General features: G+C 67.2%; 15 protein-coding genes and 1 pseudogene. 8 read left to right on the forward strand and 8 right to left on the reverse strand.

Annotation, left to right across the window (positions count from 1 at the left end; translation table 11 throughout):
- Positions 1-76: 76 nt before the first annotated feature.
- The 3 genes from OG394_RS08580 to dxs all read right to left on the reverse strand — a co-directional run bounded on the left by OG394_RS08580 (position 77) and on the right by dxs (position 4,849).
- Positions 77-1,441: a hypothetical protein gene (locus OG394_RS08580; RefSeq protein WP_328994512.1), complete on the reverse strand. Its 1,365-nt coding sequence runs from the start codon at positions 1,439-1,441 to the stop codon at positions 77-79.
- A 78-nt stretch (positions 1,442-1,519) separates the two neighbouring features.
- Entirely contained in the window at positions 1,520-2,782 is a 1,263-nt protein-coding gene (locus OG394_RS08585; RefSeq protein ID WP_328994513.1) for a hypothetical protein, read from the reverse strand.
- A 138-nt stretch (positions 2,783-2,920) separates the two neighbouring features.
- The gene (gene dxs, locus OG394_RS08590) at positions 2,921-4,849 is read right to left on the reverse strand and encodes a 1-deoxy-D-xylulose-5-phosphate synthase (protein WP_328994514.1); all 1,929 of its coding nucleotides are present in this window, start codon (positions 4,847-4,849) and stop codon (positions 2,921-2,923) included.
- A gap of 273 nt (positions 4,850-5,122) precedes the next feature.
- On the opposite strand from dxs, the gene OG394_RS08595 reads away from it, so the two are divergent.
- The 4 genes from OG394_RS08595 to OG394_RS08610 all read left to right on the forward strand — a co-directional run bounded on the left by OG394_RS08595 (position 5,123) and on the right by OG394_RS08610 (position 9,710).
- The gene (locus OG394_RS08595; protein ID WP_328994515.1) at positions 5,123-5,641 is read left to right on the forward strand and encodes a DUF402 domain-containing protein; all 519 of its coding nucleotides are present in this window, start codon (positions 5,123-5,125) and stop codon (positions 5,639-5,641) included.
- Positions 5,642-6,219: 578 nt separating this feature from the next.
- On the forward strand, positions 6,220-6,876 hold the full coding sequence (locus OG394_RS08600; RefSeq protein WP_328994516.1) for a DUF4291 domain-containing protein: 657 nt from the start codon (positions 6,220-6,222) through the stop codon (positions 6,874-6,876).
- Between the two features lie 207 nt (positions 6,877-7,083).
- Positions 7,084-7,533 carry a DUF402 domain-containing protein gene (locus OG394_RS08605; protein ID WP_328994517.1) on the forward strand — a complete coding sequence of 150 codons (450 nt, stop codon included), beginning with the start codon at positions 7,084-7,086 and terminating at the stop codon, positions 7,531-7,533.
- 113 nt (positions 7,534-7,646) lie between these two features.
- A complete protein-coding gene (locus OG394_RS08610; RefSeq protein ID WP_328994518.1) occupies positions 7,647-9,710 on the forward strand; it encodes a S9 family peptidase in 2,064 nt (687 codons plus the stop codon).
- Here OG394_RS08610 and OG394_RS08615 read toward each other — a convergent pair.
- On the reverse strand, positions 9,667-11,193 hold the full coding sequence (locus tag OG394_RS08615; RefSeq protein ID WP_328994519.1) for an alpha/beta hydrolase: 1,527 nt from the start codon (positions 11,191-11,193) through the stop codon (positions 9,667-9,669). The genes OG394_RS08610 and OG394_RS08615 overlap by 44 nt on opposite strands.
- A 119-nt stretch (positions 11,194-11,312) precedes the next feature.
- On the opposite strand from OG394_RS08615, the gene OG394_RS08620 reads away from it, so the two are divergent.
- The 3 genes and pseudogenes from OG394_RS08620 to OG394_RS40040 form a co-directional block, all read left to right on the forward strand.
- Positions 11,313-13,202 (forward strand): Na+/H+ antiporter, encoded by a 1,890-nt coding sequence (locus OG394_RS08620; protein WP_328994520.1) that lies wholly within the window; start codon positions 11,313-11,315, stop codon positions 13,200-13,202.
- Positions 13,199-13,618, forward strand: coding sequence for an HIT family protein (locus tag OG394_RS08625; protein ID WP_328994521.1), 420 nt, complete (start codon positions 13,199-13,201; stop codon positions 13,616-13,618). Before OG394_RS08620 ends, OG394_RS08625 begins: the two co-directional genes overlap by 4 nt.
- A pseudogene (locus tag OG394_RS40040) lies at positions 13,618-13,785 on the forward strand (alpha/beta fold hydrolase); the annotation flags it as partial. The gene OG394_RS08625 and the pseudogene OG394_RS40040, both read left to right, overlap by 1 nt.
- Positions 13,786-14,012: 227 nt before the next feature.
- Here the strand turns inward: OG394_RS40040 and OG394_RS08630 are convergent.
- Together OG394_RS08630 and OG394_RS08635 are read right to left on the reverse strand one after the other, a co-directional pair.
- Positions 14,013-14,756 (reverse strand): SDR family NAD(P)-dependent oxidoreductase, encoded by a 744-nt coding sequence (locus OG394_RS08630; RefSeq protein WP_328994522.1) that lies wholly within the window; start codon positions 14,754-14,756, stop codon positions 14,013-14,015.
- Positions 14,757-14,824: 68 nt separating this feature from the next.
- Entirely contained in the window at positions 14,825-16,432 is a 1,608-nt protein-coding gene (locus OG394_RS08635; RefSeq protein ID WP_328994523.1) for an alkaline phosphatase D family protein, read from the reverse strand.
- Between the two features lie 175 nt (positions 16,433-16,607).
- On the opposite strand from OG394_RS08635, the gene OG394_RS08640 reads away from it, so the two are divergent.
- Positions 16,608-18,863 carry a hypothetical protein gene (locus tag OG394_RS08640; protein WP_328994524.1) on the forward strand — a complete coding sequence of 752 codons (2,256 nt, stop codon included), beginning with the start codon at positions 16,608-16,610 and terminating at the stop codon, positions 18,861-18,863.
- 8 nt (positions 18,864-18,871) lie between these two features.
- Here the strand turns inward: OG394_RS08640 and OG394_RS08645 are convergent, their stop codons facing one another.
- Both OG394_RS08645 and OG394_RS08650 read right to left on the reverse strand, forming a co-directional pair.
- On the reverse strand, positions 18,872-19,696 hold the full coding sequence (locus OG394_RS08645) for a VOC family protein (protein ID WP_328994525.1): 825 nt from the start codon (positions 19,694-19,696) through the stop codon (positions 18,872-18,874).
- Positions 19,693-20,073, reverse strand: coding sequence for an ArsR/SmtB family transcription factor (locus OG394_RS08650; RefSeq protein ID WP_328994526.1), 381 nt, complete (start codon positions 20,071-20,073; stop codon positions 19,693-19,695). The genes OG394_RS08645 and OG394_RS08650 overlap by 4 nt, the downstream gene beginning before the upstream one ends.
- Position 20,074: the final 1 nt, after the last annotated feature.

Consider the following 20,074-nt stretch of genomic DNA (forward strand, 5'->3'; position numbering starts at 1 on the left):
GGCTTGGTGCCGTGGGCTCGGCGTCCACAGGGCCGCATTCTGCGTCCGACCGTGGGGTTTGTTAGCGGGTGGATCGTTAGCGGGGTGGTTCGTACTTCTTCAGGGCTAGCCAGAGGGTGGCTTCGGTGTAGCCGGTTTGGGCGGTGAGGATGCGGTCGCGGGATGCCTGGTCTACGCCGTCCTTGGCGATCGCGGTGTAGAGCTCGGCCACCTTCTCGATGCCGACCTCCTTCATCAGGAAGCGGACGGCCAGCCAGCTCACGCCGTACACGTCACCGGTCTTGTCGTAGAAGCCCGCGTCGGTCGGCAACGCCTGCAACCCGGGCAACGCCTCAGTGATCACGTCCGACTCCCACTTGCGCACCTCCTCCGGCCCGCTGACGGCCTCGACGCCGCGCCACGAGACGTACTCCGCGACCCCCTCGGCCAACCAAAGCGGCTCGTACCCGCCGAGCCGAGCCGTCGCGATATGCGTGAACTCGTGCGACAGCAGGATCTCGTCCACCCGGTCACGCTCGGCCGGGTTGACCACGACGTACGCGCCGCCGATCTTGCCCTCGGCCGTCACCTCGCCGGGCATCTCCGCGAACGTCGACGTGGCACTCGCGGCCGACTCGATGTCCTCGTCGGCGAAACGCGCGTCGCGGACCTCGGTCTCGTCCAGCGCGACGACCAGCACGGTCCCGGTCCAGGTCATCGGCCAATAGGCCTTCACCTCGTCCAGGGCCTCGGCCGACTCGTCGACGATGTTCCGGGCGCGTTTGGTGTCGCCCTTCTCCACCACCACGAGAACGCGCGGGCCGCGGTGGACCTCGATCCGGCCGAGGTCCCACGCCTCGCGATGGGCCGACGGGCCGAGGTCCAGGTCGAGATCGTTGTCGTCCACGAGGTACCACTTGTTGGCCCGGCGGGCGAACGTATAGCCCAGCTCGGTCGCCACCGGAACGGCGTCCACGCCGGAGATCTGGTAGCGCATCACCACCCGGACGAGGTACGCCGTGGGGCCGTGGTTCTTGATGACGACCTGGTCGAACCGCTCTTCGGCCTGCTGGTACTCCAGCCGCCGGAAGCCCATCTCGACCAGATTCGCGAACAGGATCTGCTGGGCCCGGCGCAGACCGACTTCGCTCGGGTCGATGTCCTGCAGGAAGGCCTTCTCGTCACCACGCTCGACCGCGGCCGCGCGACGGGCCAGGATGTCATCGATCGCCGTACGACGTGCTGCCTCGGCGAGCTGTGCGGCACTCGGTGCCTGCGAGCGGCGGGGGTTGCCGGTGGTGGCACGCGGGATTTCACCGCGATCCTCGACCGCGTAGACGACACCACCGATGCAGAGCGCGACCGCGGCCGCCAGGCCGATCCAGCGGCGTGGCCCGTGGGCTGCCGCGGCGGTCGTCGTTGGTCCGCCGGAGGGGTCGGCCATGGGTGGTGTGACACTCACTTCGGGTCGATTTCCTCCGGTCCGCCCGTCAACTGCCCGGCCACCCTACTTGACGGCGGGGGTTCTGGGGAGCGTGCACTACGTGTCGGGTGTCGTCTTCAGTGCCCGGAACAACCCCGCCTCGGTCACACCTACATGTTCCAGCATGATCCGGTCACGCGCGTTCTGGCTGAACCCGAGTGCCGCGATCTCCTGGTAAAGCGTTGCCACCTCGGTCGGACCGTGTTTGGTGAACAGGTAGTCCGCCGCCAGCCAGCTGAGCGGATACGAACTCCCCGAACGAGCGAAAAACGTCGCGTCCGCAGGCAAAGCCGCCGCCTTCGAGAGGTACTTCGTCCGGACCATCGCGCGGTATTGCGGCAGCGCCAGGTCCTGCTCCCCCTCCATCGGCAGATACTCGACATACGTCGCGACGCCCTCGACCAGCCACCGCGGTGCGTGCGCGCCGTACCGGGCCGCGGCGACGTGCGTGAATTCGTGCGCGAGGCTGCGCGTGTCGAGGCGGTCGCGGTTGCGCGGATTGACCACCACGTACGAGTCGGCACGCTCGCCTTCGGTCGTGACCTCGCCCGGCAGCGTGCGGTAGACCCAGGTCGCCATCGCGAGGGCGTCCTCGGCGTTCCGCTCGACGCTGTAGTCGGCACCACGCACGATCTCGTCGTCCACCGCGATCACCACGCCCGCGCCGATCCAGCCGCCCGGCCAGCGCCTGGTCACCACTTTCACCGCGCTGGACGCCTCGGTCAGCAGGTTCGACGCGAGCTCGGACTGACCTCGCTCGACGACGACCAGGACCCGCGGCGCGCGCTCGACCAGCACGGGCCCGACGTCCCACGCCTCGTGGTGCGACCCGCGCGGCAGCGATCGGTCGAGGTCGTCGTCATCGGTGATGACCCATTTGCCGTCCGGACGCTGCACGAACACGTAACCCACGAGCGTCCGCACGGGCAGCCGGTTGATGCCCTTGATCTGGTAGACCATCACGACCTGCACGGCGTACGTCGTGGGGCCGTGCCGTTCGACGAGCGTCTGGTCGAACTGCTCGCGCTTCTGGTGGTAGCTCAGCCGGCTGAATCCGAACTGGACCAGGTTGTCGTAGAGCGTGCCCTGCTCGGTCTTGAGCTCCGCGTCGGCCGGGTCGATATCGGCCACGAACTGGGCCGCATTCCGCGCCATCACGGCCTTGGACCGGCGGATCAGCACCCGGTCGATCTCGGCGGACCGGGCCTGCACGTCCGGCGGCGGACCGGCCGGCTGGGTCTTCTCCGCCTGCGGCGCGGGCTCGTCGTACGACCGCCAGAACACCGCGCCCGCACCGACGATCGCCACCATCACGAGCATGACGATCGGGATGACCCAGGGCCGTCGGCGCCGCGGCGGGGGCGTCCGCCGACGTGCTCCGGACGTGCGTCGCCCCCGAGACGGTGTCGACTCCGGCGGCGTCGACCGGTCAGGCGTCAACGGCCCGGGCCTCGTGGATCAGGCCCCGGAGGCGCCGCGGGACGCCGTACCAGGTCGACTGGGTTGCTCGGCGGGGCCGTCACCGTGGCTGGCGATCATCTCGATGATGTCGCGGGCGAGTGCCTGTCCGGTCAGACCGATCTCGGCCAGTACGGTCGGGCGTGGCGCGTGGTCGAGAAAGCGCTGCGGGATGCCGAAGTCGCGGATCGGCGTGGACACCCCGGCGTCACGCAGCACCTGCGCGATCGCGACACCACAACCACCGACGCGGCCGTTGTCCTCGACCGTGACGACGAATCGGTGGTCGCGGGCGAGATCGATCAGGGCCGGGTCGACCGGCTTCACCCAACGCGGGTCCACCACGGTCACGCCGAAGCCCTGGGCGCCGAGGCGCTCGGCCACGTCGATCGCGGTCGCGGCCATCGAGCCGACGCCGATCAGCAGCACGTCCTTGCCGGTGGCGGCCAGGATGTCGCAGTCGCCGACCCGGCCGATCGCGTCGATGTCCTCGAAGACGGCACCCTTGGCGAAACGCAGCACGGTCGGGGCGTCGTCCACGTCGACCGCCTCGTTCAGCAGCTCGACCAGGCGGGCGCCATCGCGGGGCGCGGCCAGGCGCAGGCCCGGCACAAGCTGCATGATCGACATGTCCCACATGCCGTTGTGGCTTGGGCCGTCGCTACCGGTCACGCCGGAGCGGTCCAGCACGAAGGTGACGCCGCACTTGTGCAGCGCGACATCCAGCAGGACCTGGTCGAACGCGCGGTTCAGGAAGGTGGCGTAGAGGCCGACGACCGGGTGCAATCCGCCCATCGCGAGGCCCGCGGCGCTCGTGACGGCATGCTGCTCGGCGATGCCGACGTCGAACGTGCGCTCGGGAAAGGCGTCGGAGAACTTGTTCAGACCGGTCGGGTAGAGCATCGCCGCGGTGATCGCGACCACGTCCGGCCGGCGATGGCCGATCGCGACCAGTTCCTCGGCGAACACGTCGGTCCACTCGCGGCCCTTGACCTTGGTCGGCCTGCCGGTGAGCGGGTCGAAGGCGGCCGGCGAGTGGAAGTTGTCCTCGTCGTCCATCTCGGCCGCGTCGTAGCCGAAACCCTTCTTGGTCACCGCGTGCACGATCACCGGACCGCCGAAGGCCTTCGCCTTGGTCAGCGCGGCCTCCATCGCGTTGCGGTCATGCCCGTCGATCGGCCCGACGTACTTCAGGCCGAGATCCTCGAACATGCCCTGCGGCGCGAGCATGTCCTTCAGGCCCTTCTTCACCCCGTGCAGCACCTCGTACATCGGGGCGCCCACCAGCGGCGTACGACCCAGGTTCTTCTTCACCAGGTCGAGGATCTTCTCGTAGCGCGGGTTGGTCCGCAGCCCGGCCAGATGCGTCGCGAGACCGCCGACGGTCGGACTGTACGACCGGCCGTTGTCGTTCACGATGATGACGAGTTTGAGGTCCTTGGCGTCGGCGATGTTGTTCAGCGCCTCCCAGGCCATACCGCCGGTCAGGCCGCCGTCGCCGATCAGCGCGACGACACAGCGGTCCTCACCACGGAGCCGGTACGCCTTGGCGAGACCGTCCGCATACGACAAGGCGGTGGAGGCGTGCGAGTTCTCCACGATGTCGTGCTCGGACTCGGCCTGGCTCGGGTATCCCGAGAGGCCGCCGGCCTGCTTGAGGTTGTCGAAGCCCTTGGCCCGGCCCGTGACGATCTTGTGCACGTACGCCTGGTGGCCGGTGTCGTAGATCAGCCGGTCCTTCGGCGAGTCGAACACCCGGTGCATCGCCAGGGTGATCTCGACCATGCCCAGGTTCGGCCCGAGATGACCGCCGGTCTTCGAGACCTTCTCGACCATGAAGTCGCGGATCTCCACGGCCAGGTCGTCGAGTTGCCGATCCGTCAGGTCCCGCAGGTCCCGTGGTTCGCCGATCGACTCCAGCACGCCCATCCAGCTCCTCCGCCTCGCTCCGAACCGCCCATGACCTCGAACGGTCGAGTCTATGTCCGGGACCGCGCCTTTCCGAATGAATCCCTGCCCCCATCATGCCCGGCCGCAGATCTCACACTTTCGGAGGACCGATCGTGTCCGCCCCTCCCCTCCTCACGCAACCCGACGCGCGCCGTACGACATGGCCCGCGTCGTACACCTTGTCTCCGTTATCCGGACGAGTCGTCGTGTCCTGGTCGCCGGGTGAGATGCCAGTCACCTACAGTCATCGGCATGGAGAAGGTCCGGACACTCTTCTGCAAGTACGACGGCAGGCCGCATCGCCAGATGGACGTCTTCGTCCTCGGCCACGACACCCATGGTCTTTGGGTCGGCTCCGTCCCCGGCGACAAGGCGCGCCGCGGCGACGGCAAATGGGTCGCGGTCGACCACACGCGAGTGCGGCTCTTCCCGCGCGACCAATGGTGGAGCGCCCTGTTCAACGACCATCCACACGAGACCGAGATCTACTGCGACATCGCCACTCCCGCGACGTTCGCCGACAACACCGTCACCTCGGTCGACCTGGACCTCGACATCCGCCGAATGCGCGACGGCTCGGTGCGAGTGATGGACGAGCACGAGTTCGAAGCCCACCAGGTCAAGTACAACTACCCCTCGCACATCGTCGACACAGCCCGCCAAGCCTGCGCCTGGGTAACCACCAACATCACCAGCGCCGAACCCTTCACCACCGCCTACAAGCCCTACCTAGCCAAAGCCCGCGCCCTAACCGCAGCCCTCGCCACCTAGTCCTCGGGCTTGCAGAGCGATTGAGCCCCACCCAGTCGTCGCGGGTCGCAGAGCGGCTAAGCCTCGCCTAGCCGTCGGGGTCGCAAAGCCGTTGAGCCTCGCCTAGTCGCCTAATCCCGCGCGTCAACAACGGCCCCCTTCCAACGCCTGGCGTCACTCTGGCGCCCAGGGTCAGTCCCTGGGCGCCAGAGTGAAGTTCGGCACCGGGTCGCGACCCTCGACCCAGGTCGCCCCGCGCGGAACCGGCGCCTTATTCACGTAGCCGGTCAGACAGCTACTGCACCAAAGCAGCAGCAACGCATCCTCGTCATCCGTACTGCCGCCCTCAAACGGCCGATATCGAAGCACCAACGCCCTGACCCCGCAGCTCGGACACGTCAACCGATGCGCCCGCCCCGGACGAGCCGCGGCCCGCGTAACCCGATCCCCCCACTGCTCCCCCAGGCTCTGCGCCCGCCAGAACATCACGCTCCTCCGCACCCACGGCACCAGAACAACCCTCCACCACTCCTCCATGCGGAGAACTCTCCCGCGAAGTACCTGGTTGTGTCGCGCATCCGCGAACTAAGGTGACGGCCATGTCTCAAGCAGTACCCACGCCACCACACGACGAGGTTGGGCGACTGAGCGCTTTCGACGGGACACCCGCTCGGCAGGTTCGGGCGGTCTTTGACGACGAAACGATCACCGTCTATCAGGCCTACTCCGCAGCGATCGCTACGCCAGCAGCTGCCAACGACTCTTTCGCCGGGACGCCGTTCAAGCTCGATCGCATGACCTGGATCAAGCCCTCGTTCCTGTGGATGATGTATCGCTCAGGCTGGGCCACCAAGCCGGGCCAAGAACACGTCCTGGCTATCCAGGCCACGCGCACCGGTTTCGAAGAAGCCCTCGCCCTCGCCTGCCTCAGTCACTTCGATGCCGAGGTCTATCCCGACCACGCCACCTGGGCGGAACGCAAAGAGGTCAGTCCGGTCCGGGTGCAATGGGACCCCGAACGCAGCATCGCCCTTGAGCCGCTCCAGTGGCGCTCGCTCCAGGTCGGCCTCAGCGGCTCCGCAGCCCTTAACTACAGCAACAACTGGATCGTCCAGATCGACGACGTCACCGAGCAAGTTCACGAGATCCATCAAGCCATTGCCGCCGGACGACCTGAGACCGCCCGAGCCAAACTTCCCACCGAACGGCCCTACCCACTGCCGCGCGACATCGCCACCACCATCGGTGCGAGCTGACTGTCAGTGCCTCGGGCTTCTCAGGCCGGTGCGTCACCGCATTGCGATCCTCGGGCGAGGCGATTGCCGCCGCATCGTGCAGTAAGCGATCGCCGCGGAGCGACGAACACAGGCAAGGTGGACTGGGGGCGGGGGTAGGTTTTGGGGGTGCGCAGAGTTAGGGCGGTTTACCGGAAGTTTGATGGGGCGTTGCACTGGCATGAGTGGATGGGGTGGCTTGGGGAGGATGAGCACGGGGTTTGGCTGGGGGCGCCGGCGGACAACGTGTGCCAGCGGGGTGACGAGCCGGCGGTGATTCTGGCGCAGCCGCACGTGGTGTTGTTCCCGCGCGACAAGTGGTTCACGGCGAGCTTCAACGCGCAGCCGGCCAAGACCGAGATCTATTGCGACATCACTTCGCCAGTGGAGTTCGTGTCCGACGAGTTGATCACGATGGTGGACCTCGATCTGGACGTACTCCGGCGCTGGGACGGCGAGGTGGAGATCGATGACGAGGACGAGTTCGCCGAGCATCAGGTGAAGTACAACTACCCGCCCGAGGTCATCGCGCAGGCGCAGGCATCGTGCGACTGGCTCGCGGCGAACGTGGCGACGGCCGAGCCGTTCCTGTCGGCGTACAAGCCGTACCTCGACATGGCGCGGCTGATCGAGTGGTAAACTATTAGTGGAGACGTAGGCCTTCTAACGCCCATCTCCCAGCTCCCAATTTCAGGTTGAGCCCTCTCCTCCCCGGCCGGTCCCGCGTTGCTAAACCGCCAAGGATCTCGTTTATGGACATGATTCAGGCATTTCCCCGTCAACTCGCGCGGACCCGGCGCTTCACGCTCGGCGTACCGCGCACTTTCACGATCTCCCCCGATGGCCGGCGCGTGCTGTTCCTGCGTACGCGTGACGGCGAGGACCCCACCACTTGCCTCTGGCAACACGACGGCGACAAGGAACAACTGCTGGTCGATCCCTCGGACGCTGGCGAGGTGCCCGAGGCGGAGAAGGTACGTCGTGAGCGGGCCCGCGAGAGGGCCAGTGGCATCGTCGCGTACAGCTGTGACGATGACGTGCGCGTAGTCGCCTATGCGATCAACGGGCGGCTCGAAGTTCTTCAAGATGGCGTACGACGTGAGGTGGCGACGGCCGGGCCGGTTATCGACCCGCGCGTGGATCCGACCGGTATGCGGGTCGCCTACGTCAGCGAAGGCGCCTTGCGCGTGGTCGAACTAGCAGACGGCACAGACATCGCGTACGCCGTACCGGATGGGCCGGAGATCACGTGGGGTCTCGCGGAACACGTCGGCGCCGAGTCGATGAACCGGCACCGCGGGTACTGGTGGTCCCCCGACGGCACGCGCCTACTGGCGGCTCGGGTGGACACAACTCCCGTGCAGCGCTGGTGGATCGCGGACCCCGCCAATCCCGCCAAGCCGCCTCGGGAGATCGCCTACCCGGCAGCGGGAACAGCTAATGCCTTGGTCTCCCTGTACGTGCTCGGAGCCGACCAGACGCCGGTAGAGGTCGACTGGGATCACGAGGCATTCGAGTATCTAGCGACCGCGTCGTGGGATCTGTTCGGGCTATTGCTCAGTGTGCAGAGCCGGAACCAGCAGACGTGGCAGGTGCTGGCAGGTGATCCCAGTAGCGGTCAGACCAGCTTGTTGCACGAGCAGACCGATCCGGCCTGGGTAGAGCTCATCCCCGGCACTCCCGCGCGTACGGACTCCGGGAAGCTAGTGCACACAGTCGACGAGCCGGAGACCCGGCGGCTGGTCATTGGTGGCGAGATCGTCACCCCACCAGGCCTGCAGGTGCGGTACGTCCTCGACGTGCAGGGCGAGTCCGTGTTGTTCCAGGCGAGCGATGAACCAACTGAGACGCACGTGTGGCAGTACGACGGAGAGCTGCGCCGCTTGACCGATGAGCCGGGCGTCCATACCGCCGTCCGTGCGGGTGACGCGTTGGTGATCACCTCGCGCACCGAGCGAGATGGCACCACGTCGACCCTCATCAACGGAGCGACCATCACGTCATACCGCGAGCAGCCGGTAGTGGTCCCCCGGATCACCTGGCTTCGGGCCGGCGCGGCCGAGATCCGGACGGCCCTACTGCTGCCGTCATGGCACGAGCCCGGCACGACGTTGCCCGTCCTGATGGCGCCGTACGGCGGATCGGGGATGCAACTCGCGACGCGGGCGGGCCACCTTTTCGAGGCGCAGTGGTTCGCCGAGAACGGGTACGCGGTGATCGTCGCGGACGGCCGAGGTACGCCGGGACGCGGGCCTGCCTGGGAAAAGACCGTCCACGGCGACGTCGTCAGCGCGCCACTGGAAGACCAGGTCATCGCACTCGAGGCCGCCGCGAAGTACTGCACGGACCTCGATCTCGGCCGGGTGGCGATCCGTGGCTGGAGCTATGGCGGGACGCTCGCGATGACCGCCGTACTGCGTCGGCCGGATGTCTTCCACGCGGCCATCTCCGGTGCGGGCGTGACCGATCAGCGGCTGTACGACACGCACTGGAAGGAGCGGTATCAGGGTCATCCGGACGAAGAGCCCGAGGCCTACGACCGCACCTCGCCGATCAACGAGGCCGCGAACCTCACCCGGCCGCTGCTGCTCGTCCACGGCCTCGCGGACGACAACGTCATCGCCGCACACGTGCTGCGGATGTCTGCCGCCCTTCTCGCCGCTGGCAAACCGCACGAGGTGCTACCGCTGTCGGGCGCGACTCACATGCCGACCGACGCGGCGACGATGGAAGGCCTGCTGAAGCACCAACTCGAGTTCCTCCAACGGCACCTCACCGGACCCGGTGGACCGACACCGACAAGTGGTCGAGTTTGACCAGACCCGGCACCCGGCCGCCCTGCCCGGCGTACATGTCGGCGACGGGCGAGACCGTGAGATAGAGGGTCTTCCCCGCCGGCACGTCGACGGCGATACCGGGCAGATCGAGAGTCCGGTACGCCTTCCGGACCGGCGTCTTCTCGCGCAATGGCAACGTGTTGTTCTGGATCACCTTGGCGTCCAGCGGGGTGGTCCCGACACTCAACGCGAAGAAGGCGCCGGCATCCGGCATGAGCGTGCTGACGCGCGCGCTCAGCCGCGGAATGCCGGCCACGGTGATCGGTCCCTTCGCCACTGGCACGTTGATCGGAAGACCGGCGGGCGTGGTCGAGACGACCTTCTGTACGCCGTACCGCTGATTGCGGACGAGAGTTGATTGCGTGACGCATCGCCCGTCCACGGTGGACAAGTGGTACTTGCCGAATCCGGTCAGACCCGTCTGCTGGTTCTTCAGATTAAGCGAGAAGAACCGATGAGCCAGGCCCGCGAAGTTCGCACTGCCGAGCGCGATCGAGCATGGGTCACCCGGCGTCGCATAGCCGGGCGGCACCACGCTCGGCAACGTGTGGCCGGCGTTGTATCCGACGAAGAGACTCTTCTTCCGGGCTCGAGGCGTCAGCGCCTGTTCGAAGTTGGCAACCCCCTCGTTCAGGTTGAAGAGGTTGTCGGACAGCCCTTGGCCGAGCAGCACGGGAATGTCGAGTTTGCGGTCCTGCTGGACATGCCAGGCGGGACCGTTCTTCGCGAAGAACGCGTCCAGCTCGCGGCCGACCTGCCCGCTCGGCCAGTGGCCCGTCGCCAAAATCGTCAGCCAGGCGGACGAGACGGCCGGCGGCAGGTGCGAACCTCCGCCCGCGAAGAGCAGCGTCATCCACATCACCCGAGCCGTCTCGTCCGGCGCGAGGCTGGTCTTCAGATCGTTCCAGGTGATCTCCGGCGCGAGCGCGTCGAACCTGGTCCGGCCGCGGTCGCGCAACTCGGTGAAGGCGCCCGCGAACTGGAAGCCACCGCCATACGAACCGCCGATGGCACCGATCAGCGGATCACCAGGTCGTTGCTTCGTCACCCAATCGAGCCCGGCGATGAGGTCGACCAGCTTGATCACGTCCTGGCCCTCGAAGTCCGGGTTCATCACGTGGGCGACGCCGGTGCTCTGGCCGAAACTGCGCTGGTCGAAGCTCAGCACCCCGAAGCCGGCGTCCAGGTACGGCTTGAAGGCGGCGGCCGAAGTCGTACGGCTGCCACCCCAACCGTGGCTGTGGATGATCAGCGGCACGGTCGCGGCCGCACTGGCGCCATCCGGTTTGAAGAGCGAGTAGCAGATCTTGACCGGCGTGGTCGATCCCGGCTCGGGCACGCTGTCCACACACCCCGTCGTCGTGACCGGATCGGCGGCCGCGGACGGTAGGGCCAAGGGACCGGCGAGCAGCCCGAGCACGAGCGCAGCATGGATCGTCGTACGGCGGAACTGTGCGCGCATGTCCCAACTCCCAGCGTGAGCGGCTGAACCTTGTCCCGGAGGTTAGCTCACGACGCAAATCCGCAACAGGCAATGGGATAGCGCGATTTTTTGTCGGAACCGCCTGCCACACTGTGCGAGTGCATATCGCCATTGAGATCGTTGCTCTCGTCTCCCTGGTGGTGGCGTGCGCCGCACTCGCCCGACGGTTCGGGGTCAGCGCGCCACTGCTGCTGGTCGTCGTGGGTGTCGCCGCGTCGTACCTGCCGTTTGTGCCGCGCGTGCACCTCGAGCCCGAAGTCGTGCTGGTGGGCTTCCTGCCGCCGCTGCTCTACGCGGCCGCGATCCGGACCAGCCTTTTCGACTTCAGCGCACACCGCCGATCGATCGGAACGCTGTCGGTCGGCCTGGTCGCGTTCACCGCGATCGGGGTCGGGCTGGTCGCCTGGTGGCTGCTGCCGATCCCACTCTGGGCGGGGTTCGCGATCGGCGCGGTCGTGGCACCACCCGACGCAGTCGCCGCCACGTCGATCGCGCGCAAGGTCGGCATGCCCCGGCGGATCGTGACCATCCTCGAGGGCGAGAGCCTGGTCAACGACGCGACCGCGCTGGTCGCGCTGCGGACCGCCATCGCCGCGGCGGCCGGCGCCACCGTGGCCTGGCATGAGCGAGCTCTCGAGATCAGCGTCGACTTCATCTGGGCCGCCGGCGGAGGTGTGCTGATCGGCCTGGTGATCGCGATCGTGCTGGCGTGGATCCGGCGCAAGTTCACCGAACCCGTGCTCGACACGACGCTCAGCCTGGCCGCGCCGTTCATCGCCTATATCCCGGCGGAGGAGCTGCACGCCTCGGGAGTGCTGGCCGTTGTGGTGTGCGGTTTGTTCCTCGGTCACAAGTCGCCGGTGCTGCAGTCGGCCGCGTCGCGGATCTCCGAGCGCACGAACTGGCGCACCTTCCAGTTCCTCCTGGAGAACCTGGTCTTCTTGTTGATCGGTCTGCAGACTCGATGGATCTTGGACGACCTGTCCGAGAGCCCTTTGCCGGCCAGTCAGATCATCGTCGCGACCGTCGGCATCTTCGTCGCCGTCATCCTGCTGCGGCCGATCTGGATCTTCCCGGTCACGTATGCGAGCCGCATGGTGCTGGGCAGTTCCCGATCCGGGCCGGTCAGCTGGCCGGGCATCGCGGTGGTGTCCTGGGCCGGGATGCGTGGTGTGGTCACACTCGCGGCGGTCTTCGTCCTGCCCGAGGAGACACCGCATCGCGAGGTGCTGGTCTTCATCGCACTGGTCGTCACCGCAGGCACGTTGCTGCTGCAGGGTTCGACCTTGCCCTGGCTGGTCCGGCGGGTGCGCCTACCCGCGCCGGACCCGGCGGAGGACGCGCTGCAGGAGGCCGCCGTGCTGCAAGGGGCCCATCGCGAGGCCTTGATCGCGCTCGACAAGGTCGTCACGCCGGACGATCCGCAGCAGGTCGTCGACTTGCTGAAACAGCGCGGCGAAGCTCGTACGTTGGCCGCGTGGGAGCGGCTCGGCCGACCGGAGACCGAGGCCGAGACGCCGAGTGAGACCTTCCGCCGGTTGCGGATGGCCATGCTGCAGGCCGAGCGTGCGCACATTCTGAAAGTCCGGGACAACGGCCTGGTGGCCGACGAAGTCCTTCAACGCGCGCAGACCGCGCTCGATATCGAGGAGTCCATGTTGGATCGCGCCGAAGCCGATGACGTCGGCGGCCGCTCGGAGGACCTGAGCGCGCCCGTCCACGCCGGCAAGAAACTCTGCGAGGACTTGACCGCGGCACCGACCGTGACGACGCCGAACACGCCCGAAGGTTGTGAGGAGTGCCTCCGCGAGGGCGGCAGTTGGGTGCACCTGCGACTCTGCCTCGACTGTGGGCATGTCGGTTGTTGCGACTCGTCGCAGGAGCGGCATGCCAGCAAGCACTACGCCGAGGTCGGCCACCCGGTGATGCGCAGCTTCGAGCCGGGTGAGTCGTGGCGATGGTGCTTCCGGCACGAGAAACTCGGGTGACCGCCCGCAAGGACGGCTGTCTCTTCTGCTCGATCGTGGCCGGGGAGACGCCGGCCGCGATCGTGCTGGACACGCCGGAGCTGCTCGGTTTCCTCGACATCCGCCCGGTCTTCAAAGGGCACGTGCTGATCGTGACGAAGGATCACATCGACACTTTGCTCGAGCTGCCCGCGGAACTCATGACGCCATTGCTCACCGCAGGCCAAGCGACGGCCGCCGCGCTTGGTGTCGCGGTCGAGGCCAAAGGCACGTTCGTCGCGATGAACAACGTCGTGTCCCAGTCCGTGCCCCACCTCCACCTCCACGTCGTACCGCGAACCAAGGGTGACGGCCTGCGCGGCTTCTTCTGGCCACGCACGAAATACGCCGAAGGCGAGATCGAGGAGTACGCCGCCCGCATTCGCAAGGCCTACTAATGCAGATCAATGGCGTGAATCTCTTCGTGGCGCAGTGCGGGCCGGTTGAAGGGCCGCCCTTGTTGTTCATTCACGGGCACGGCGGCGGGTATCACTTCCAGCAGTTTCAGGCGGAGCTGTTAGCCAAGCACGTACGGCTGATCGCGCCCGACCAGCGGGGCGTACTGCGGTCGGATCCTGTGGCGCCTGAAGGAGCTCACTCAGCCCAGCCTGCTGATCGAGGGCATCGACGATCTCGCGACGGACCCGGTCTCGGTCGAGGCCTATCGCACCAACGTGCCGTCCGGCGAGGTGGTCACCTTCGAGGCATCGGGCCACTTCCCGCGCTTCGAAGAGCCCACTCGGTACGCCGAGCTGGTCAGCTCCTTCATCACCAACGCGACCTGACCGCGGTTCAGTCGGGGAGGGCGCCGCAGGTGAGGTTGAGGACTGAGGCGGTCATGGCGCCCGCGTGATCGGAGGCCGCGAAGGCCACGGTCTCACCGACTTCGGCGAGCTTTGGCAGGCGTCCGATCAGGGTGTCCTTGAGAAGCATCGAGAGGTCGCCATCCTCGGAGCCGGGAATCGTCTCGGGCGTGAAGTTGGCCTTGACGCAGACCACGCGTACGCCGTACTTGCCGACCTCACCGGCCAGACCGCGAGTGAAGGCCTCAACCGACGCGCACGAGAGGCTGAACCCACCCATCTCGTGCCGGGTCTCCCCCGCCGCCGACGAGGTGAGGGTGACGATCACCCCGGAGCCCTGGGCGGTCATCTGCCGCGCGGCCGCCGTCGCGGTGGTGAACTGCCGCCGGGCCGACTGCACGATCGGCAGCAGGAAGTCGTCCACCGACATGTCGACGAGTGGCTGGTTCTGCACGGCCTCGGTCCGGGTCGCGTTGAACGCGATATCCAGCGACCCCGCCTCCTTCGCGACAGACGCCGTGAGCGCGTCGACGGCCTCGCGATCATCCACGTCCACCATCCGAACCTCGGCCGATCCACCCGCCGCCAAGATCTCGTGAGCGACAGCGGCGAGCTTGGGCTCGGTACGGCCGGCAAGCCAGACCCGGGCACCGTGCCCGGCCATGGCTCGCGCGGCCGCACCTCCCATCGGACCGCCGGCTCCGAAGACGATCGCGTTCTTACCCTGCAACATCGTGTTCCTCCCTGGATGCGATTAGTGCCTGCACCAGGGACGACGGAGCCGACCGGCGATTCTCGACATCAACCCACAACGGGTGGGTGGTCGGCGGTCTGGTGCAGCCCGGGCTCGCGGTCCGCGATCGCGAATGACGCCCGCGTGAAGGCGGCCGCGCCCGGCGTACGCACCTGCGGCACGCACCGGAAGTCCGCCGCCAGCGACTCGCGAGTGATGGTGGTGTTCACGTAACCGCGCAGGTTGTTCTGGAAACGCAGATGCGGGTTGAACTTCAACCACGGATGCGATCCCGACACCGAGTCAGCGCCATTGCCGCCCGACGTGATCGACGAGCAGACCAGCTCCGACCCGACAGTCCGCGAGGTCGGGTCGTCGTAGTTGAGCTTCAGGTCCGACGCCCAGTGCGCGTGTACGTCACCCGTCAGCACGACCGGGTTGCGCACGCCCGCGTCGACCCAGCCACGAGTGATCCGGTCACGCGAGGCGGCGTACCCGTCCCACGAGTCCATCGACGTCACCTTCAGCGGCCCGGAGTTGTTGTCGCGCTGGGCGAAGAACACCTGCTGACCGATGACGTCCCAGCGAGCGGTCGACTGGCGGAAGCCGTCCAGCAGCCACTTCTCCTGCTCCGCGCCGGTGATGGACCGTGCCGGGTCGACCGCCGCCGGGCAGTCCTTGTAGCCGTCCCCGCAACCCTGGTCGTCGCGGTACTGCCTGGTGTCGAGCATGTGGAACGTGGCCAGCTCACCCCAGTGCAACCGCCGGTAGAGCTGCAGGTCGATGCCCTGCGGCTTCGACGTACGGCGCAACGGCATGTTCTCGTAGTACGCCTGGAACGCGGCAGTCCGTCGCGCCAGGAACCCGTCTTCGGGCTTCTCCGGCACCTCGTCGGCCCAGTTGTTGTCGAGCTCGTGGTCATCCCACACCACGACCCACGGCGCGACCGCGTGCGCCTCCTGCAGGTCGAGGTCCGTCTTGTACTGCGCATGGCGCTGCCGGTACGACGCGAGGTCCGTCGTCTCCGGGCCGTCGTGATCGCGGACGTTGCCGCCGGGAGCGACGTACGTGCCCTTGGTGTACTCGTACTGGTAGTCGCCCAGATGCAACACCACGTCGGGCCGGTCCTCCGCGAGCCGCCGGTAGGCCGTGAACAAGCCGTGCTCGAACTGCGAGCACGAGACGAACGACATCGCCAGCGCGTCGGGAGTGGTGCCACGAGCCGGTGCGGTCAGCGCCCGCGCGGTCCGCGACACGTGGCCCTCGGTGCGGAAGCGGTACCAGTACTCCCGGCCGGGGCGAAGGCCTTCCACCGTGACGTGCACGGAGTGGGCGTGTTCGGGGCGGGCCGCGACCAGGCCGGACCGTACGACGTGCCGGAAGCGCTCGTCGGTGGCGACCTGCCACTGGACCAGGTACGGCCGATTCGGCATGCCGCCAAGGCCGTTCGGCGCGAGCGGCTCGAGCGCGAGGCGGGTCCAGAGCACGAACCCGTCCGGCCACGGATCGCCACTGGCCACCCCGAGGGTGAAGGGGTCACGGCGGCCAGGCGGCGTCGTACCCAAGTCAGCCGGGGCAGCGACGACAGGACTGGACGTGAAGGCGGTGAGGCCCGCGGCGGCGGACGCGGTCAGCAGACCGGCTTTCAGTACGGATCTACGGGTAGTGGTCTCCATGCGAAAGACGCTTCCCCGCGCCAACGGCTGTCGCCCTACCGGCAGATGACGAACGGGTGAAATATTCTGCCCGCTGACCGGGTGCTCTCAGTCAATCACTGGCCGTTCGACCGCGCGCAACTTCTGTCCGCCGATTCGCATCGAGTAGGCAGGTGGGGTCTGGAGGGAGTGCATCATGCGAGTACGTCGAGCGTCTGCCGCGTTGCTGGCGGCCATCCTGGTGATGTCGGCGAGTCCGGCTTTGGCGGATCCGGGCGGCACTCGCGTGCTCAATCCGACGCCGACCGACCAGGCGTACGTGCGGATCCTTGGCGCATCGGCGTACGGCATTCTCTACAAGGCGGCCAGCCTCGACTACGGCCTCGACGTCGCGCCCTGGCTCAAGCCTGCAGGCGGTACGCCCGTCCAGGTCTCGCCGGAATTCAGCGAGTTGGCCGGTTCGATGGTCTTCGCGTACGACAACGAGATCACCCGCGTCAGCTATCGCACCGTCACCGACACGACGATTCGCAGCTGCCTCATCGACGGCAGTCTGCCGAGCCGGATCTTCCTGCCCACCGGCTGGATCACGTCCTCGCGGACCGGCCTCATCCAGCAGACGATCGCCGGGTCCGATGGATGTACGACTCGCACCATCGCGACGATCCCGAACGGCCGGTTGACCGGCGCAGACGCCACTGGCTTCACCGTCGAGATCACGACCAACGTCGGCAACGGCGGCGTACACGACTTGCAGTACCGGTCCTTCGCTGAGCCGACCAAGGCCTGGGCCGTGCACACCGGCGACCAGGTCTATAACTACGTGAGTGTGGCCAACGGTGTTGTTGCCTGGCCGGCCGGGCTCGACGACCCGAACGGCGCCCTGCACCGCTGGAAGGTCGGCGTCGGCGCACAGCCCGTGGTGCAGACGGGAGCGCCTATCCGCGGCACAGCTGTCACTGCGGGCGGTGCCGCCGCATTCCAGCACACGCCTCCTACGGATCTCACTGGCTACGTAGTCGGCACAGTGGCTGCAGGAAGTACGACGCCCAGCACGCTCACCGGCGGCCACAGCCTCGCGGGAGACGGCACTACCTTCTACATCGCGCGACTCGGTTCGCAGACCACCATTGACCGCGGTACGTCCGTGACCTCGTTGCAGCGGCTGGTCACGCTGCCGTTGCTGCCGCCTGGAACGTTCGCCATATCGCTCGGCGCCTCACGCGTGGCCTACCTCGACACTGATGGCACCGACAGCGCGCCCGGCGTACTGGCATCGACCCTGCACTCCCGGACGTACAGCAAATCGGGCACGACGATCACGCTGGGCACTTCCCAGAACGACGGCGAGGCGTTGCAGCCGCTCGACGCCGATGGCGGCCGGATGCTGATGCGAATCGGGGGCCGGCTCATCGTTCGGACCGAAGGCTCGGCCGATCGGATCATCTTCACCGCCACCAACCAGCACGTTGTTGCGGATGGCTTCGTCCGGCTTTCCGGCACTCGCGCGTTGTGGACGCGTGGCGAGTACTCCGGCGATCCCTGCGACCCGGGTTGTCCGCAGTACGACATCAAGTCGGCCATGCTCTACGACCTGCGGACCGGCACGAGCGTGCGGCTGGGTGATGCCAAGACGACGAAGTACGCGCTCTGGGGTTCGTACCTGGTGTGGGCGAACAAGGATGGCTCGATGTACCGACGCGACTTGTCCAGCGGCAAGGTCGTACAGGTCAAGGCCGCCGGGTACGGCGTCGTGGCGATGGACGTCTGGGGCGCATACGTCGGCTGGTCCGAATGCGCGGTCGCGTTGTGCCAAACGGGTGTGGTTGCCTACCGCAACGTTCGGACGATGAGCGCGGTGGTGAAGCTCCCGACCAAACCAGTCGCCACGGCAGTGAAGGTCACCGGCGGACACGTCGTCTACGCGATCCCCACGACGTACGGCGGCGGCGCGCGGCTGATCCGTGAACTCCGCCTCGGCAGCACCGCCAACGCGAGCATCACCGAGTTCCTCGGCTGGAGTGGTCCACGCGACGCGTTCGACGCGCACGACGAGGTGCTGGCGTGGATCGCGACCGACGGCTCGGCCCGGATCGCACCCAACTCGTCGTACGTCGATCCGCCCAGCTATCTCGGCAACGCCCTCGGCTCGTCTTCGTTCACCCCAAATGGGGACGGGGTTAGCGATCGGTGGACGCCGGCCTTCCCGATCAGCAAGGCGTTGCCGACGTGTGCGCTGACGATTCGCTCTGGTACGACGGTGGTGCGCGCGTTGAGCTGCGCATCCGCGACGGGTCGGGTCGACGTCGCGTGGGACGGCCGGAACGCCACGGGGCGGTTGATGCCGAAGGCGAAGTACACGTGGACGCTAACCGGCCGCGACGCCGACGGCCCGCTCCGGTGGTGGACCGGCTCAACCTCGCCCATCGCCGGAACGGTCACGCTCGCCTAGGTCATCGCTTAAGTCATCGTTGGTCTGGCTTGGGCGAAGGTCCAGCGGTGGCCTTCGAGGTCGTCGGCCTCGTAGCAGCGGTAGCCGTGCTGGTGGATCTCGGAGACGATCTTGGCGCCAGTGGCCTGGCTGTGGGCGAAGTGTGCGTCGAGGTCGTCGACGTACACCCAGGCTCCGTGATCGACCGGGCGTGGATCGGCGGGTCGTTCTTTCAACTCGAAGAGCAGGATCCCGCCGTTGCCGGCATGGAGCTCAATCCAGGAAGGCTTTTCGCCGTCCGCGGGGATCCGGTCCCAGGATTCCAGGCCGAACACTTCATGTAGCCAACGTGCCGCCGCGGCCGGATCCTCGTAATACAAGGCAACACTCAGCCGCCCGAGCTCGCGCAGCGTATGCGGCGCCTCGCTCCGCCGGACCGCCCAAGCAGCCAGCCAAGGGATGACGTTCGGCCAGAAGTAGAACGCCTTCTCGCCACCTTGCACGAGGGCTTGCTCAACGCTGACCCGCGTGCCGCCGTCGAGGGCCTCGAAGCGGATCTCCGTCTCGGTGTCGTCCACCGAGCTGCGGTAGGCCAGCCGTGCTCCCGGCTCCCAGGCGGTGATCCGGCCAAGCTCGAGCACATCCTCGTCGACCGTGTCGCTGCCGCGGCGGTAGATCTCGAGAATCCTGCCGCCTACGCCTGGCTCCATCGCCATCTCGACCGCCCGTGCGGCATCGAAGAAGTTGATCGGGCCGCGAACCCACCACAGGTCGAACTCGTCAGTGAAGATCCGGAACGCCGTCGCCGGATCGGCCGCAACCTCGACGGACGCGGACGCGGACTGCTTGGTCACGATGTCTCCTCCCGATCGACGTGTTTCTTCTCAAGGTCCTTCTTTTCGAGGTCGTTCTTTTCGACGTGCTTCTTGAAGGCACCCAATTGCTCCTGCCAGTGCGCCTGCACCTGGTCGAGCCAAGCCTGTACGGCGACCACGGGCTCCTGCCGCAACCGGAAAACCCGCAGCCGCGCGTCATCCGGCACCCGCTCATCGGTAATCACCCTCGCGGACAACAAGATCCGCAAATGCCGACTCATCGCCGGCGACGACGCCCCAGTCGCAGCCGCCAACTGCCCAGCCCGCAACGGCCCGTCCCCCAACAACCGCACCACCTGCCGCCGCGTCGGATCAGCCAACACCTCAAAAAACCGATCCACCTCGTCATCCACCATC

The sequence above is a fragment of the Kribbella sp. NBC_01245 genome, assembly GCF_036226525.1.
Lineage (GTDB): Bacteria > Actinomycetota > Actinomycetes > Propionibacteriales > Kribbellaceae > Kribbella.